The 14119-nt window shown below is 68.4% G+C and carries 16 protein-coding genes; 10 read left to right on the top strand and 6 right to left on the bottom strand.

The features are described from left to right. Positions 1-95 precede the first annotated feature (95 nt). Positions 96-842, bottom strand: coding sequence for a TerC family protein (locus ACSZL9_RS05755; RefSeq protein WP_446664509.1), 747 nt, complete (start codon positions 840-842; stop codon positions 96-98). 164 nt (positions 843-1006) lie between these two features. On the opposite strand from ACSZL9_RS05755, the gene ACSZL9_RS05750 reads away from it, so the two are divergent. Both ACSZL9_RS05750 and ACSZL9_RS05745 read left to right on the top strand, forming a co-directional pair. Next, positions 1007-1276 (top strand): F0F1 ATP synthase subunit epsilon, encoded by a 270-nt coding sequence (locus ACSZL9_RS05750; protein WP_446664508.1) that lies wholly within the window; start codon positions 1007-1009, stop codon positions 1274-1276. A gap of 10 nt (positions 1277-1286) precedes the next feature. Beyond that, complete coding sequence (locus ACSZL9_RS05745) at positions 1287-1715, top strand: DUF2550 family protein (RefSeq protein ID WP_446664507.1); 429 nt, start codon at positions 1287-1289, stop codon at positions 1713-1715. A 79-nt stretch (positions 1716-1794) separates the two neighbouring features. On the opposite strand, the gene ACSZL9_RS05740 is transcribed toward ACSZL9_RS05745, so the two are convergent. Continuing rightward, a complete protein-coding gene (locus tag ACSZL9_RS05740; RefSeq protein ID WP_446664506.1) occupies positions 1795-2763 on the bottom strand; it encodes a hypothetical protein in 969 nt (322 codons plus the stop codon). A gap of 134 nt (positions 2764-2897) precedes the next feature. Next, a complete protein-coding gene (locus ACSZL9_RS05735; RefSeq protein ID WP_446664505.1) occupies positions 2898-3524 on the bottom strand; it encodes a cob(I)yrinic acid a,c-diamide adenosyltransferase in 627 nt (208 codons plus the stop codon). 195 nt (positions 3525-3719) lie between these two features. Between ACSZL9_RS05735 and ACSZL9_RS05730 the strand changes: the two genes are divergently transcribed. Continuing rightward, the gene (locus ACSZL9_RS05730; RefSeq protein WP_446664504.1) at positions 3720-4073 is read left to right on the top strand and encodes an STAS domain-containing protein; all 354 of its coding nucleotides are present in this window, start codon (positions 3720-3722) and stop codon (positions 4071-4073) included. A 27-nt stretch (positions 4074-4100) separates the two neighbouring features. Here ACSZL9_RS05730 and ACSZL9_RS05725 read toward each other — a convergent pair whose 3' ends face one another. Together ACSZL9_RS05725 and nucS are read right to left on the bottom strand one after the other, a co-directional pair. Next, positions 4101-5633 carry a gamma-glutamyltransferase gene (locus ACSZL9_RS05725; RefSeq protein WP_446664503.1) on the bottom strand — a complete coding sequence of 511 codons (1533 nt, stop codon included), beginning with the start codon at positions 5631-5633 and terminating at the stop codon, positions 4101-4103. 86 nt (positions 5634-5719) lie between these two features. Beyond that, complete coding sequence (nucS, locus tag ACSZL9_RS05720; RefSeq protein ID WP_446664502.1) at positions 5720-6415, bottom strand: endonuclease NucS; 696 nt, start codon at positions 6413-6415, stop codon at positions 5720-5722. A gap of 77 nt (positions 6416-6492) precedes the next feature. Here nucS and ACSZL9_RS05715 point away from each other — a divergent pair, with 77 nt between their 5' ends. The 7 genes from ACSZL9_RS05715 (at position 6493) to ACSZL9_RS05685 (ending at position 13078) form a co-directional block, all read left to right on the top strand. Further along, positions 6493-8160, top strand: a complete 1668-nt coding sequence (locus tag ACSZL9_RS05715; RefSeq protein WP_446664501.1) for a 3-hydroxybutyryl-CoA dehydrogenase — start codon at positions 6493-6495, stop codon at positions 8158-8160. A 14-nt stretch (positions 8161-8174) separates the two neighbouring features. Next, positions 8175-8489: a hypothetical protein gene (locus tag ACSZL9_RS05710; protein WP_446664500.1), complete on the top strand. Its 315-nt coding sequence runs from the start codon at positions 8175-8177 to the stop codon at positions 8487-8489. 149 nt (positions 8490-8638) lie between these two features. Further along, complete coding sequence (locus ACSZL9_RS05705; protein ID WP_446664499.1) at positions 8639-9064, top strand: hypothetical protein; 426 nt, start codon at positions 8639-8641, stop codon at positions 9062-9064. Positions 9065-9106: 42 nt separating this feature from the next. Next, a complete protein-coding gene (locus tag ACSZL9_RS05700; protein WP_446664498.1) occupies positions 9107-10339 on the top strand; it encodes an acetyl-CoA C-acetyltransferase in 1233 nt (410 codons plus the stop codon). A gap of 159 nt (positions 10340-10498) precedes the next feature. Continuing rightward, the gene (locus ACSZL9_RS05695) at positions 10499-12205 is read left to right on the top strand and encodes an NAD(P)/FAD-dependent oxidoreductase (protein WP_446664497.1); all 1707 of its coding nucleotides are present in this window, start codon (positions 10499-10501) and stop codon (positions 12203-12205) included. A 25-nt stretch (positions 12206-12230) separates the two neighbouring features. Beyond that, the gene (locus ACSZL9_RS05690; RefSeq protein WP_446664496.1) at positions 12231-12539 is read left to right on the top strand and encodes an MTH1187 family thiamine-binding protein; all 309 of its coding nucleotides are present in this window, start codon (positions 12231-12233) and stop codon (positions 12537-12539) included. Continuing rightward, positions 12536-13078 (top strand): GNAT family N-acetyltransferase, encoded by a 543-nt coding sequence (locus ACSZL9_RS05685; protein WP_446664495.1) that lies wholly within the window; start codon positions 12536-12538, stop codon positions 13076-13078. Before ACSZL9_RS05690 ends, ACSZL9_RS05685 begins: the two co-directional genes overlap by 4 nt. On the opposite strand, the gene ACSZL9_RS05680 is transcribed toward ACSZL9_RS05685, so the two are convergent. After that, positions 13069-14118 carry a substrate-binding domain-containing protein gene (locus ACSZL9_RS05680; RefSeq protein WP_446664494.1) on the bottom strand — a complete coding sequence of 350 codons (1050 nt, stop codon included), beginning with the start codon at positions 14116-14118 and terminating at the stop codon, positions 13069-13071. The two genes, ACSZL9_RS05685 and ACSZL9_RS05680, sit on opposite strands and share 10 nt — an antisense overlap. Position 14119: the final 1 nt, after the last annotated feature.

The following is a 14119-nucleotide window of genomic DNA, read 5'->3' as shown; positions in this document are numbered from 1 at the left end:
CCTGAGTAGCCCGTGAGGAACGAGCGGGCGTATCGAAGGGTAGTGCTGAGCACCCACACAAGGTGATCGAGTAGCGACGAAGGAGCGTATCGAGATCACCGCGTCCCGGCGGTCTCGCGGTCGACCTGTCGCTTGCTGGAGATGAGGTTCAGCGCCTCGACGGCCATCGCGAACGCGATCGGCCCGTAGATCACCGGCTTGTCGATGTGTATGTCGAACCCCTCCGCGATCAGCGTCGAACCGATGAGCACCAGGAAGCTGAGCGCCAGCATCTTCACCGTGGGGTGACGGTTGACGAAGTCGCTGATGCGGCCTGCGAAAACCATCATCAGCCCGATCGAGAGTGTCACCGCGGCGATCATGATCGCCAGCTCGTCGACCATGCCGACCGCGGTGATGACCGAGTCGAGCGAGAAGACCGCGTCCAGCAGCAGGATCTGCACGATGACGCCGGTGAAGGTCGCGGTGCCCGCCGACACGGCCGTCGGGTCCTCGCCGGCGCCGTCCAGCTTGTGGTGGATCTCGGTGACCGCCTTGTAGATGAGGAACAACCCGCCGAGCAGCAGGATCAGGTCACGTCCGGACAGGTCCAGGGCGTCTGCATCGCCGATCGAGATGATGGTTGATTTCAGCCCGATGATCCACGACGCGACCGCCAGTAGCGCGATCCGCATCAGCAGTGCGAGCGCGAGACCGACCCTGCGTGCCTTGGCGCGCTGCCGCTCCGGCAGCCGGCCGGTGAGGATCGAGATGAAGACGATGTTGTCGATGCCGAGCACGAGCTCGAGGGCGAAGAGGGTCAGGAACGCGACCCACAGGTCGGGGCTGGTCAGAAAGGCCATGGGGTCGGTTCAACGGCGCACCGGGGGCACCGGTTCCCGGGCGCGTGGCTCAACTCGGGGGATCGTGCACAGAGCACCCTCTGGCGCCCGGTACGCTGTACTACAAGGTCCACCCCAGCCCGTCGGTGGATCCTTCGCCGTACATCTCAAGGAGCTGACTCTTCGTGAGCCTGCAGGTCGAAATCGTCGCCCCGGACCGCATCGTGTGGTCCGGTGACGCCAGCCAGCTGTCCGCCCGCACCGTCGAGGGTGAGATCGGCATCCTGCCCGGCCACGAGCCGATGCTCGCGGTGCTCGGCAACGGTGACGTCCTGGTCGACCCGGTCGGCGGATCGCGCGAGACCGTGACCGTCGACGGCGGGTTCATGTCGGTCGACAACGACAAGGTCACGCTCGTCGCCGAGCGCGTCGACGCAGCCGGCCTCGGAGCCTGAAGGAGCAAGGATGATCGCGACGATCGACTGGGCAGCAGTCGGTCTCGCGTGCCTGCTCCTGCTCGTCGTCCTCGGCCTGGCGGCCCTGATCGTTCGTCGCCGGCTGATCGCGCGGGGCGAGCCCCTCGCGATGGTCGCGGTCGAGCGCGGTGAAGGCTGGAAGCTGCGGATGACGCGCTTCAGCACCGACTCGGTCCAGGGGTTCTCCGTGATCGGCATCGGCCTGCGGCCCCGTTTCGTATGGCGTCGCGGTGATCTCGACCTCGGCGCCCCGACCCAGCTCACCCGCAACCGCCCCATTGCGATCACCGACCCCATTCAGGTGGAGTGCACCGTGGGCAACGACGTTTTCCTCATCGCGATCGCGCCTGGTGACTACACCGCGCTGCGCTCCTGGTCGGAGTCCGCTCCGCCCGGGCTCAACGCCAACGTCGCGTAGCCCGCCCATCGCCCGCACCGACTGACGCATTTGACGCCGAGTGACGCACTTGCAAATGCGTCACTCGGCGTCAAATGCGTCACTCGCCGAAGCGGGGGCGTCGTGGCTGCCGGATCGGATCCCACCGACGCCACTCCTGGGCATCGGCGGGCCGCAGGCCGGCGGCACAAAGGATACGGCGGAGGGGCTCGGTGCGCAGCGCCTCCTGCCATCCCCACCGCTCGACTCCGACGCCGGTCCGTCGCGCACGGTCCTCGCGCTGCTTCTCGTCCCAAACTGTTTCTCGCGCAACGTATTTCACCTTGCCGTCGAACTCGCCGATCAGGCCCGGCCAGCCGAAATCAGCCCACCCGAAGACCCCGATCCGGTCCTCCAGCCGGACCTGCAGGTCCGGCTGCGGGAGGCTCAGCTCATACATTCGGGCACGACTGAGCGACTCTCCCGGAGACTCGGACCGCCCGTCGGCGAGATGTATGGCGAGAGCGGCACGCCGCCGTCCGCGCCCGCCGCGCGGGATCCGGTCGACCTCGGCGTCCAGGTCTGCTTGGGAGCATCGGTCCCAGTGCAGTGCGGCGTCGGCGATGACCAGCCCCTGCGCCAGCGTCCCGATCCTGGCCAGGTCGACGACGGTCCGAGGCACAGGCGTCACCGGGATGCCGTGACAGGTCACCGGCTCCGGCCGGTCGTCGACCCGATGCCGGCGGATCAGACCGTTGCTCCCCGCTGCTGCAGCCTCGGCCAGCACCTCGACCCGGTCGGGCCACCCGCCGAGCGTCGGCAGCTCGAGCAGGACCGCAGCGGAATGTCGGCACGCCATCAGCGGTGGATCGCAGCGCATGTGGGCGTAGGTGCTGAGCACCAGCCCGCGGTAGCGATCCTCGTCGAGGAGCTCCGACCAGCGTGCCGCGGCGACATACCCGCCACGGCGCACCCTGGCCAGTCGTGCTCGCGTGCCGTGAGCCTCCTGCCAGGCCGAGATGCCGCGACGGGCCAGATCGCGTGCGCGCAGGACTTCCTGCGGACCCAGTCGTTGGTGCTCCATCGCCATACATCGATCGTGGCGGTTCGTGCAGCGCCGTGGGCGTTGTCCACAGGGCCCCGCGCCGACTGACGCATTTGACGCCGACTGACGCACTTGCAAATGCGTCACTCGCTGCCACCTGCGTCAGTCGGCGAGCGGGGCTACTTCTCCGGGCGGTCCTCGCGGCCGCCGCCGGGCTGCCACAGCACGTCGCCACCGGGCAGGTTGGCCACGCGGGCGGCGAGGAAGAGCAGATCCGACAGTCGGTTGAGGTATTGCGCGGTCAGCGGATTGACGCCTCCGGTGCCCTTCTCACTGCCGGCGGGGGCTTCGGCGTCGCCATACGTCTCCAGCGCCAGCCAGGCGGACCGCTCGGCGCGACGTGCGACGGTCCGGGCCACGTGCAGGTGCGCCGCGCCCGCGGTGCCGCCGGGCAGGATGAAGGACCGCAGCGTCTCCACCTCGTCGTTCAATCGGTCGCAGTCGGCCTCCAGATCGTCGATCCACGGCTGCTTGACCCGCAGCGGCGGGAACTCCGGCTCGGCGGCCAGTGGCGTGCACAGATCTGCGCCGACGTCGAAGAGTTCGTTCTGGATGCGGTGCAGCATCGTCACCAGGTCCTCGCGGAGTCCGCCTGCGGCCACCGCGACGCCGATGACGCTGTTGGTCTCGTCGGTGTCGGCATACGCGATCAGCCGCGGGTCGTTCTTGCCTGTCCTGCTGAAGTCGCCGAGTGCGGTGGTGCCGGCGTCGCCGGTGCGGGTGTAGATGCGGCTGAGGATGACCATGCGGACATCGTCGCAGATGTGTATTGCGGCGCTTTCCATCGTGGGCAGCAGCCGGATCGCTACCACGATTTACCGAACCGTGACCTGATCCGTGGCAACAAAATCACGTTGTCATGCGTCAATGTTTCCGGAAGCATTTACTGCAAGAGCTTTCGAGGGACGTTCAGACACCCTGACGGGGAAGGTGGCGGAACGATGACGCGGTTCGGAAACGGCGCGAGGATCGACATTCAGCGGCGAGGCACGGAGATTTTCGTGACCGGCGAGCTCAACGTGCACACGGTCGCCGACGTGCGACTCGCACTCGGGCAGGCGATCGACGGTGGCGTCGGCGATCTGGTGGTGCATCTCGGTGACGCCGAGATCGGTGATGCGACCGGGCTGGGCGTCATTGTCGGCGCGCACCATCGCGCGATGCGCGCAGGGCGTCGGCTGGTGCTGGCGGATGCGTCGATGCGGCTGGAGCGCCTCATGCGCGCCACCGGTCTGCACCGCGTGATCCCGCTGTCGGTGCAGCGGCTGCCGCAGCCGATGATCCTGCCGGCCTGACACCAGGCCCGCTGCCCTGCGGTTTGCTCAACTGATGGCGGTCGCGGCGGCTCGTCGTGGATCCGCGGCTGCACCGAGTTCGCCGGCGTCCGTGCCGTATGCCGCACCGACGCCACCGAAATACATGTCGAGTTGCTCGTGCGCGACCGCCGTGGCGCCGGCACGAGCGATCCCGTCGGCGAGGTCGTCGTCCGGCTCGTGATGCACGCGCGGGCGGTCGGCAGTCAGCTCGACGTGCAACCGCGGCGCCTCGATGGCCACTGTGAGATCCGTGCCCTGCAGGCAGTGCCTGCCGAGGACCTGCGCCAGCGCGGTGGTGATGCGGTCGGCCCCCGGTGTGCCGATCGCGAGTGTGACACCGGAGGCACTGCGTGCCGTCACCGGCGACATGTTGGAAGCAAGGCGAGTGCCCGGCGGAAGTGCGTGCAGTCCGCGCCGGTTCAGCTCCGGCTCGCCGAGGCAGTTGTTGAGCACCAGGCCGGTGCCGGGGACCGTCACACCGGAGGAGTAGCCGGCGGACGTCGTGATCGCGCACGCGTTGCCGTCGCTGTCGACGACCGAGACGTGCGCCGTGTCGGTGCTGGTGGGCAGCGACTCCAGGCCGGTGGTCTCCAGCGCCAGCAGCAGCTCCGTGCCGGCCGCGTGCAGGTCCGGTGCCAGGTCGAGGTGCTGCGCGCGGTAGCCGAGCACGAGGGACTGGATGACTATCAGGTCGGCGGGGTCCATCCCGCGCTCGGCGACTAGCCGGAGCATGGCGGTCAGCACGGGCCCGCCGATGGACGGTGGGGGATTGAGCGCGACGTCCCAGTCACCGACCCGGGCCCGACTCGCGGGACGACCGATCGGTTCGTAGCTCGCGAGGTCGTCCGGCCCGATGAGGCCACCGGTCGCAGCCATGTGTGTGGTGATCGCCGCGCCGATGGACCCTGTGTAGAGCTCCGAGATGCCTTGCTGCGCAACGGTTTCCAGTGTCGCAGCGAGGTCCGGATTGACCATCCTGGTGCCGGGGCCGGCCGGGTCGTCGCCGGCGAAGTGCTGCGCGTGAGTCTCGGGGTCGAAGGACCACAGGTGATGGCCGGTGAGCTGCAGGTAGTGTCCCGCCGCCTGTCCCAGCACGAAGCCCTCGCGCGCCGCCGAGATCGCGGGAGTGAGGATGTCGCGCCAGGTGGCCCGACCGAAACGTTCATGTGCCTGCTGGTATGCCGCGAAAGATCCTGGGGTTGCAGCGGATCCGGAGCCGGCGTTGATGGTGATGCCACCCCCGTAGTCCAGATGTATGGCGCGCAGGCCCGCGCCGAACCGCTCCGGCGCGGCGCCACGGCCCGGCATCTCGCAGTTGCCGTCGATCACCTGGGGATCGCCGCCAGCCGCCCACACGTTGACGTAGGCACCGCCCAGGGCACTGACGATCCCCGGCTCGGTCACGTAGGTCACGGCCTGCGCGGCAATGGCCGCGTCGACCGCGGTGCCGCCCATCGCGACGACGTCGAGTCCGGCCTGCGCGGCCAGCGCGTTGGGTGCGGCGATGGCCGCGCGCGTCATACCCGATGGTTCGCTCATGTCCCGACCTCGATCGTTGTCGCGTTATGGGTCGAGTGTGCCAAAGAACCGGGGTGACGGAGCAGTGGCGAACTCCGTGTGGGTGATCAGAAGAGTCGGGACTCGGCGTCGTCCATGCCCTTGAGGGCTTCGTAATCCAACGTGACGCAACGGATCCCGCGGTCCTCGGCGAGCACTCGTGCCTGCGGCTTGATCAGCTGCGCGGCGAAGACTCCGCTCACCGGTGCGAGGTGCGGGTCGCGGTTGAGCAGCTCCAGATAGCGGGTCAGCTGCTCGACGCCGTCGATGTCGCCGCGGCGCTTGAGCTCGACCGCCACCGTCGCGCCGTCGGCGTCGCGGCACATGATGTCGACCGGCCCGATCGCGGTCATGTATTCGCGGCGGATCAGTGAGTAGCCGTCGCCGAGTGTGGTGATGTTCGCGGCGAGCAGCGCCTGCAGCTGCGCCTCGACGCCGTCCTTGATCAGGCCGGGATCCACTCCGAGGTCGTGGCTGGTGTCGTGCAGGATCTCGTGGATGCGCACGTGCAGCCGGTCCTCGGACTTGGCGTGCTGGACCGACCAGACAGCGGCCACGCCCTCTGCGGCCTCGTCCTCGGTCGGCTCGATCTCGGCCATCGCGCACGGTGGCGACATCCAGTTCAGCGGCTTGTAGGACCCGCCGTCACTGTGGATCAGCACCGACCCGTCGGCCTTGACCATCAACAGCCGGGTCGCCAGCGGCAGGTGGGCGGTCAGCCTGCCGACGTAGTCGACGCTGCACCGGGCAATCACAACACGCACGGGACCCGACCCTAACCTGCTCGGGAAGCGACCGGGGACCGCGCAGCGCGTCCAGAGCACCCTGCGACACTGACCGCATGGTTTCAGTCGCAAAGGTCGCGGTCATCGGGCTCGGCACCATGGGTGCCGGCATCGTGGAAGTCTTCGCCAAGGGCGGGTTCGCGGTGTATGCCGTCGACGGCTCCGCCGAGCTCGCCGAGCGCGGTCGCGGGTTCGTCACCAAGTCGCTCGATCGCGCCGTGGGCAAGGGCAAGCTGTCCGAGCAGGATCGCGATGCGACGCTGGAGCGCATCACCTTCACTGCGGAGCTGACCGACCTGGCCGACGCCGATCTGGTCGTCGAGGCCGTGCCCGAACGGATGGAGATCAAGCACTCGATCTTCACCGCGCTGGACGACATCGTCCGGCCCGAGGCGATCCTGGCCTCCAACACCTCCAGCCTCTCGCTGACCGAGATCGCCGCGGGCACCCGCCACCCGGAGCGCGTGGTTGGCATGCATTTCTTCAACCCGGCGCCGGTGCTCAAGCTCGTCGAGGTCATCACGACGGTGCTGCAGGACCAGCAGGTCACGGACACGGTGCGCGAGCTGGCCCTGCAGCTGGGCAAGAAGCCGGTCGTCGTCGGTGACCGCGCCGGTTTCGTCGCGAACGCGCTGTTGATCCCCTACCTCGCCCGCGCGGTCGCGCTGCACGAGACCGGCAAGGTCGGGCGGGTAGATCTGGACAACGCCGGACGTGTGGGCATCGGCCTGCCGATGGGTCCGCTGACGTTGTCCGACCTCGTCGGCCTCGACGTGGTCAAGGAGGTCTGCGACGTCATGTATGCCGCCACCAAGCGCCCGTCCGACGCGGCGCCGTCGTTGCTGCGACAGCTGGTGCTCGCCGGACGATTGGGCCGCAAGACCGGACAGGGCTTCTACGACTACTCCGCGGACGCGGGTGCCGAGGAGGACGGCGGCTCTGACGCGATGACCGCGGCCGCTGCGATCGTCGGAAAGGGCGAGCTGGCAACACAGCTCGCCGATGCATTCGCCAAGGCGGGTGTCACGGTGATTGCCGTCGACGACCCGAAGGCCGACGTCAAGGCGCTCGCCGGCGCGCCTCTGGTCGTGCTGAGCGGTGGCGCCGAGGCGGACTGTGCTGACTGCAACGCCGGCGCGTGCATGATCGAGGACGACGGCGACCCGACCGACTGTGAGTGCTGTGGTGGAGCGGCGCCCGGCAACTGGTTCTCCGAGGTCGCCGAGGTGCTCGACGCTCGCACGGTCGTGCTCGCTGCCGACGAGGCGAGCGAATTCGCCGTGGCCGGTGTGCTCGACGACGACGTCGCGGTGCTGCCACTGCGGCTGCACCAGGAGACCAAGGCCGGGCAGGTCGCCGAGTTCGGCGAGGCGTTGGGCAGCACTCCGGAGCAGCGCCGAATGGTGCGGGCGACACTTGCTGCGGCCGGTTACGTGCCTGTCGCGGGCCCGGCACGCCCCGGGCTGGTCGTCGACGGACTGCTCTTCCAGCACCTGAACGACGCGGTCGCGATGGTGGACGCCGGCTACGCGACCCCGCAGGACATCGACACCGCGATGATGGCCGGATGCGGTTATCCACGAGGTCTTTTCGAGATCCTCGACGACCTCGGCGCGGACGTCGTCGCAGACGGCCTGGTCGAGCAGTCCGCACTCGACCCGACGGTCGTGCCGAGCCCGCTCCTGCTGGAGCACGCCGCGCGTGACCTGCGCTTCCTGAGCTGATCGGCTCAGCTTCCGTGCCGCGCCGCAATCGTCGTCCGAGCCGGCGGTCGGGTCAGCCCGACCGCCGGCCGGACGTCTCGCGGTTGTTGGACGGCGGCATACGGCGTGAGTCGTATGCCGGCCGGACCTACGCAGTGCGGCCGGTGCGTGGCAACGCGGCCGGTCGCAGTTATGTCTGCCCCGGATGCCAGCAATCGCTCTCGTCCGCCATCGGACACGTCGTCGTGTGGCCGGAGGACGGCCTGGGGGACGTGTCCGATCGCCGACACTGGCACACCGGCTGCTGGTCGGCCCGGGACCGGCGCCCGCCGCGCGGCTCCTGGCACTGACCGACGGCAGCCTCGGCAGACGCTCGCGCTGAGTTCCCTTATTGAGCAGGAGATTTCGTCCTGCAATAAGTCACTTTCGATGCGGACTTGTACGAGCGTCCGGCTTAATCTCCCGGCATCCGATCCGGATCGCCGACAGGGGAGAACCGATGTCTCAGCAGTCACCGCGCCACATTGTTTCGCGCCGTTCCGTCGCGAAGGGGGCTGCCTGGACCCTTCCGGTGGTCGCGTTCGCAGCCTCGGCCCCCGCCGCGAGTGCGTCGACCGCCACGACGTGCTCGGTGACGATCACCGGCAACGGAGTGAAGCAGAACGATCAGGGTGACAAGACCGTCACGTTCTCCTTCACCGTGGTCAACAACGGGAGCACCGCGCAGGCGGTCACCCTCGTGTCGATCGTCGGCCCGGCGAACGCCACCTGGTCCGGCATCACGCCGACGTCCTGGCAGGCCGCCCCCGGGACTTCCACCCAGGACGTGCTGGTCACCCGCGGCAACAACGCCAACGGCGATGCAACGATCACCTTCCACGTCTGTGACGGCGACCAGACGGTGACGGCATACGTCTCGCTCTGATCCCGCTGAGCACGTCGAGCCGCCCCGATTACAGTGGATGGCATGACTTCGTCTGACAACAACACCGCCGTCATCGTCGCCGGAGCGCGCACGCCGATGGGCAAACTGCAGGGCTCGCTCGCCGGATTCTCCGGGGCGGAGCTCGGTGGCTTCGCGATCAAGGGCGCCCTGGACAAGGCCGGTGTGACCGGTGACCAGATCGACTACGTGATCATGGGCCAGGTGCTCACCGCCGGGGCCGGGCAGATGCCGGCCCGGCAGGCCGCAGCCAAGGGCGGCATCCCGATGGATGTGCCGTCGTTGACGATCAACAAGGTGTGCCTGTCCGGCATGGACGCGATCGCGCTCGCAGCACAGCTGATCCGCGCCGGGGAGTTCGACACGGTGGTGGCGGGTGGTCAGGAGTCGATGAGCCAGGCGCCGCACCTGCTGCCCGGCAGCCGCAAGGGCTTCAAGTACGGCGACGTCACGATGAAGGACCACATGGCGCTCGACGGCCTGTGGGACGCCTACACCGACCAGGCGATGGGTGCGCTGACCGAGCAGGCCAACACCGGTGAGAAGCAGGTCAGCCGCGAGGAGCAGGACGCCTTCGGCGCTCGCAGCCACCAGCTCGCGGCCCGTGCCTGGAAGGACGGCATCTTCGACGACGAGGTCGTCAGCATCCAGATCCCGCAGCGCAAGGGCGACCCGATCGAGTTCAAGGCAGATGAGGGCATCCGTCCGGAGACGACGGCGGAGAGCCTCGCCGGGTTGCGCCCCGCGTTCGCCAAGGACGGCACGATCACCGCCGGGTCGAGTTCACCGATCTCAGACGGCGCGTGCGCGGTCGTGGTGATGAGCAAGGCCAAGGCGAAGGAGCTCGGCCTGGAGTGGCTGGCCGAGGTCGGTGCGCACGGCGTCGTCGCCGGGCCGGACTCCTCGCTGCAGTCGCAGCCGGCCAACGCGATCAATGCCGCCTGCGCCAAGGAAGGCATCGCGGCCACCGACCTGAGCCTCGTGGAGATCAACGAGGCGTTCGCCGCGGTCGGCATCGTGTCGACCAAGGAGATGGGCATCGATCCCGAGATCGTCAATGTCAACGGCGGTGCGATCGCGATGGGGCACCCGATCGGTATGTCGGGCGCGCGCCTCGTGCTGCACCTCGCACTCGAGCTGAAGCGTCGCGGCGGCGGTGTCGGAGCTGCCGGCCTGTGCGGTGGTGGCGGCCAGGGCGACGCGCTCATCGTCCGTGTGCCGCAGCGTGTGGAGCTGGACTCGCAGGCACGCAGCTGACGCTATTGACGCCGCTGGGCGAATAACTCGCGACAGTCGTGAGTGTGTCGTGGGTCCGGGGTGGATCGGGCGAATAACTCGCGACAGTCGCGAGTATGTCGTCGGTCTTGGGCCTTTCGGCTGTCGATGCCCGCTCCCACCCGGCATAGACTTGCCCGAGTGAAGCCCCTTCAGCCGGCGATCGTGCTCGTCGGGGACAGCCACGCCGACCAGCTGCAACACGAGTTTCAGCGGTACGCCGCCGACTACCGCGTCGAGTTCGCGCGCGGTCTTGGACAAGCGATGTCGCTGGTCCAGTCACTGCTGGCCCAGCATGTCGAGATCGCACTGTTCGCAGTCGAATTCACCCAGCCGGATGCCCCCGGGCTGGTCACCGTGGACTGCCTGCACGCGGTCAGCTCGGTCACCAAGCGCGCCCTGGTGTATGGCGCCGAGGAGTTCCGCGTCCACCGCGAGACGCTGCGCGAGGCACAGGTCGAAGGCCGGATCGAGGCAGGTCTCGGCATACCGCGTGGGGAGCGGGACGAGGAGTTCCACACCGCGATCACCGAGCTGCTTTCCGACTGGGGCTGGAGCTCCAGCAAGCCGGTCTTCGAGGCGGTGCAACTCATCGCCCCATCGGGCAACGCCGAGGCCGGCCGGCTGCGCGACTTCCTGGACCGGCTCGGTGTGCCGGCGCGCAGTTACTCCCCGGAGACTCCGGTGGCGCAGCAGCTGCTGGCGGACGTCGAGTGGCCGGACGGCGCGCCGGCATACCCGGTCCTCACGTCACCGCTGACCGACACTCTCGTCCGACCGACGATCGCCGAGTTGGGGCGCCGCTTCTACGCTTTCGACGACTTCGAGGACGACGAGATCTTCGACCTGGCGATCATCGGCGCGGGGCCGGCCGGTCTCGCGGCCGCGGTGTATGGCGCCTCCGAAGGCCTCTCGACGGTGGTGTTCGACTCCGAGGCCATCGGCGGACAGGCGGGCACCAGCTCGATGATTCGCAACTACCTCGGTTTCCCGCGTGGCATCTCCGGCATGCGGCTGGCGCAACGCGCGCGTGCCCAGGCGTCCCGCTTCGGTGCGAAGCTCTACTCCGCTCGCCCGGTCGTCGGCATGGAGCTGGCTGCCGAGGCCGGTGGCCCGCACGCCTTGCGGCTCGAGGACCGCGTCGTGCACGCGCGGACCCTGATCGTCGCGGCAGGTGTCGCATACCGCCGGATCGGTGTCGAGCAGATCGAGAAGTTCGTCGGGCTGGGTGTGCACTACGGCGCGGCGACGAGCTCGGCCCGTGAGTGTGAGGGCAAGGACGTGATCGTCGTCGGTGGCGGCAACTCGGCCGGGCAGGCGGCGGTGCACCTGTCCCGCTTCGCGCGGTCGGTGAAGATCGTCATCCGCCGACCGGATCTGTCGCAGACGATGTCGGACTATCTGATCCGCGAGATCGAGATCAACCCGCGCATCGGCGTGAAGCCGTGTTGCGAGGTTGTCGACGCGGGCGGCGCCACGCGTCTGGAGTGGGTCACGTTGCGCGACAACCGCACGGGTGCGGAGTTGCAGAAGCCCTGCGCCGGTCTCTTCCTGCTGCTCGGTGCGGACCCGTGCTGTGACTGGTTGCCGCGCGAGATCGCCCAGGACACAAAGGGTTTCGTGCTCACTGGCCGTGACGTTCCACGGGAGAGCTGGATCGGCGACTGTCCACCGGAGCCGCTCGGCACCACGGTGCCGGGGATCTTCGCAGCCGGCGACATACGAGCCGGGTCGATGAAGCGTGTTGCGTCGGCCAGTGGCGAGGGCGCTGCCGCCATACCGTCCGTGCACGACTACCTGGCGTCCCTCACCCCGGCGGCCGAGGGTCTCGAGGCGCCGTCGGCGTGACGCCGGGGTGAACTAGCCTGGAGGCATGCTTTTCGCCTTCTCCATCGCACCCGGCAGCAGCGACGACCCGGACGGTTCGGTCAGCGCCGCCGTCGCCGAGGCGATCCGCGTGGTGCGCGCCTCAGGCCTGCCCAACGAGACCACGTCGATGTTCACGACGATCGAAGGTGACTGGGACGAGTGCATGGCCGTCATCAAGGCCGCCTGCGAGGCGGTCGCGGCCACAAGCCCGCGGGTCAGCCTGGTGCTGAAGGCCGACATGCGTGCCGGCTTCACCGGCCAGCTCACCGAGAAGGTCGAGCGGGTCGAGGAGCGGCTCAAGTCCCAGCCATGAGCGGGGCGTTCCGCGTCGAGCCATTCGCCGACGCAGACGCGCCCGAGCTCGCCGCGATGCACATGCAGGTATGGCGGGACACCTATGCCGGCATGCTGTCGCAGAGCTACCTCGACGGCATGCAGCTCGAGCCGCGGATCGCGCACTGGCGCAAACGGATCGGCGTGACCAACGCACGCGAGCACGCAGCTGCGGGACAGGCTGCCGATGACGGCATAAAACACCGGTCGCGTCTGGCGCGACACTTCGCGACCGGGCGGATTGCCGGATTCTGCATGGTCGGCGGCCCGCGGGACGACGACGCGCCGGTGCCCCAGGAACTCGGCGCGCTGAATGTCCTTGCGCAATTCCACGGCACGGGTGTCGCACGGCTACTGGTCGACGCGACGCTGGGCGACCTTCCGGCATACCTGTGGGTCGTCCGGCAGAACCTGCGTGCGCAGGCGTTCTATCGCAAGCTCGGTTTCAGCGCCGATGGCGGCACCAAACGCGACGACACCCTGGAGTGCGACGAGATTCGCATGGTGCGTCACCGGTAGAGCAACGGCTTGATCTTCGCACTGCCCATGTTGGTCTTGTCATACCAGTAGAACCCGGTGTCGATCGTCTTCGGCAGCGGCTTGCAGTGCAGCGCCTTGATCGCGGCGGAGACCGTTTTCTCGCCGATGGCGATCGGGTTCTGCGTGATCGCCCCTGCTTCCAGGCCGGACCGGATCGCGTCCAATTGCGCTCCGCCGGAGTCGAATCCGACGATCACGACCTTCTTGTTGCCACTCTCCTTGGCACCCTGGACCACGCCGCCGGCCGACCCCTCGTTGGAGCCGTAGATGCCGGCCAGGTGCGGGTGCGCGGCGAGCATCGCCTTGGTGATGTTCGCCGACTTCGAGACGTCGCCGCCGCCGTACTGCGGGGTGAGCAGCTTGACCTTCGGGGCGTGCTTCTTCATCCACTCCACGAAGCCGTCCCGCCGCTGGATGCCCGACACACTCGTCTGGTCGTGTATGACGAGACCGACCGTCCCCTTGTAGTGGATGCGCTCGGCCAGGTTCTTCGCGGCTGCAGCGGCGGCGGCCTTGTTGTCGGTCGCGGCAGTGGTGAGCGGCACGGGGGAGTCCACGCCGGAGTCGAAGGCGATGACCGGCGTCTTGTTCTGCTGCAACTGCTTCATCATCGGGGCGGAGGCCTTGGAGTCCAGTGCCGCGAAGCCCAGGGCGTCCGGCTTCTTGGCGAGTGCGGTCTTGAGCATGTTGATCTGGCCCTCGACGTCGGACTCGGTCGCCGGACCGTTGAAGGTGATCCGAGCGCCCTCCTTCTTGGCCTGCTTCTTCGCGCCCTTGTAGACCGCCTGCCAGTACTGCTGCTGAAAACCCTTGGAAATTATGGCGATATAGGGCTTCTTGCCGGACTTGATCGGCGTGCAACCGGCCTGCACCCCGTGCGACGGCGCCGACCCGGCGAGGTCGTCCTTGTAGTCGCTGGCGCGCATGCACCCGGTGGTGGTCATCGCGATCAGCGCCGCCCCGACGGCGGCTGCCGGCAAGGTGCGGCGCCGCCGGCGCATGGTGTCCCGTGCAGTCACT

This window comes from Flexivirga sp. B27 (genome assembly GCF_052905685.1).
Note: the sequence above shows the minus strand (reverse complement) of the source record. Positions and strands in the feature narration are given on the sequence as shown.

Bases quoted from the DNA above. Each gene is read 5' to 3' on its own strand.
- ACSZL9_RS05755 (WP_446664509.1), bottom strand. From the start codon at position 842: ATGGCCTTTCTGACCAGCCCCGACCTGTGGGTCGCGTTCCTGACCCTC.
- ACSZL9_RS05745 (WP_446664507.1), top strand. From the start codon at position 1,287: ATGATCGCGACGATCGACTGGGCAGCAGTCGGTCTCGCGTGCCTGCTC.
- ACSZL9_RS05740 (WP_446664506.1), bottom strand. From the start codon at position 2,763: ATGGCGATGGAGCACCAACGACTGGGTCCGCAGGAAGTCCTGCGCGCA.
- ACSZL9_RS05735 (WP_446664505.1), bottom strand. From the start codon at position 3,524: ATGGTCATCCTCAGCCGCATCTACACCCGCACCGGCGACGCCGGCACC.
- ACSZL9_RS05730 (WP_446664504.1), top strand. From the start codon at position 3,720: ATGACGCGGTTCGGAAACGGCGCGAGGATCGACATTCAGCGGCGAGGC.
- ACSZL9_RS05725 (WP_446664503.1), bottom strand. From the start codon at position 5,633: ATGAGCGAACCATCGGGTATGACGCGCGCGGCCATCGCCGCACCCAAC.
- ACSZL9_RS05715 (WP_446664501.1), top strand. From the start codon at position 6,493: ATGGTTTCAGTCGCAAAGGTCGCGGTCATCGGGCTCGGCACCATGGGT.
- ACSZL9_RS05705 (WP_446664499.1), top strand. From the start codon at position 8,639: ATGTCTCAGCAGTCACCGCGCCACATTGTTTCGCGCCGTTCCGTCGCG.
- ACSZL9_RS05700 (WP_446664498.1), top strand. From the start codon at position 9,107: ATGACTTCGTCTGACAACAACACCGCCGTCATCGTCGCCGGAGCGCGC.
- ACSZL9_RS05690 (WP_446664496.1), top strand. From the start codon at position 12,231: ATGCTTTTCGCCTTCTCCATCGCACCCGGCAGCAGCGACGACCCGGAC.
- ACSZL9_RS05685 (WP_446664495.1), top strand. From the start codon at position 12,536: ATGAGCGGGGCGTTCCGCGTCGAGCCATTCGCCGACGCAGACGCGCCC.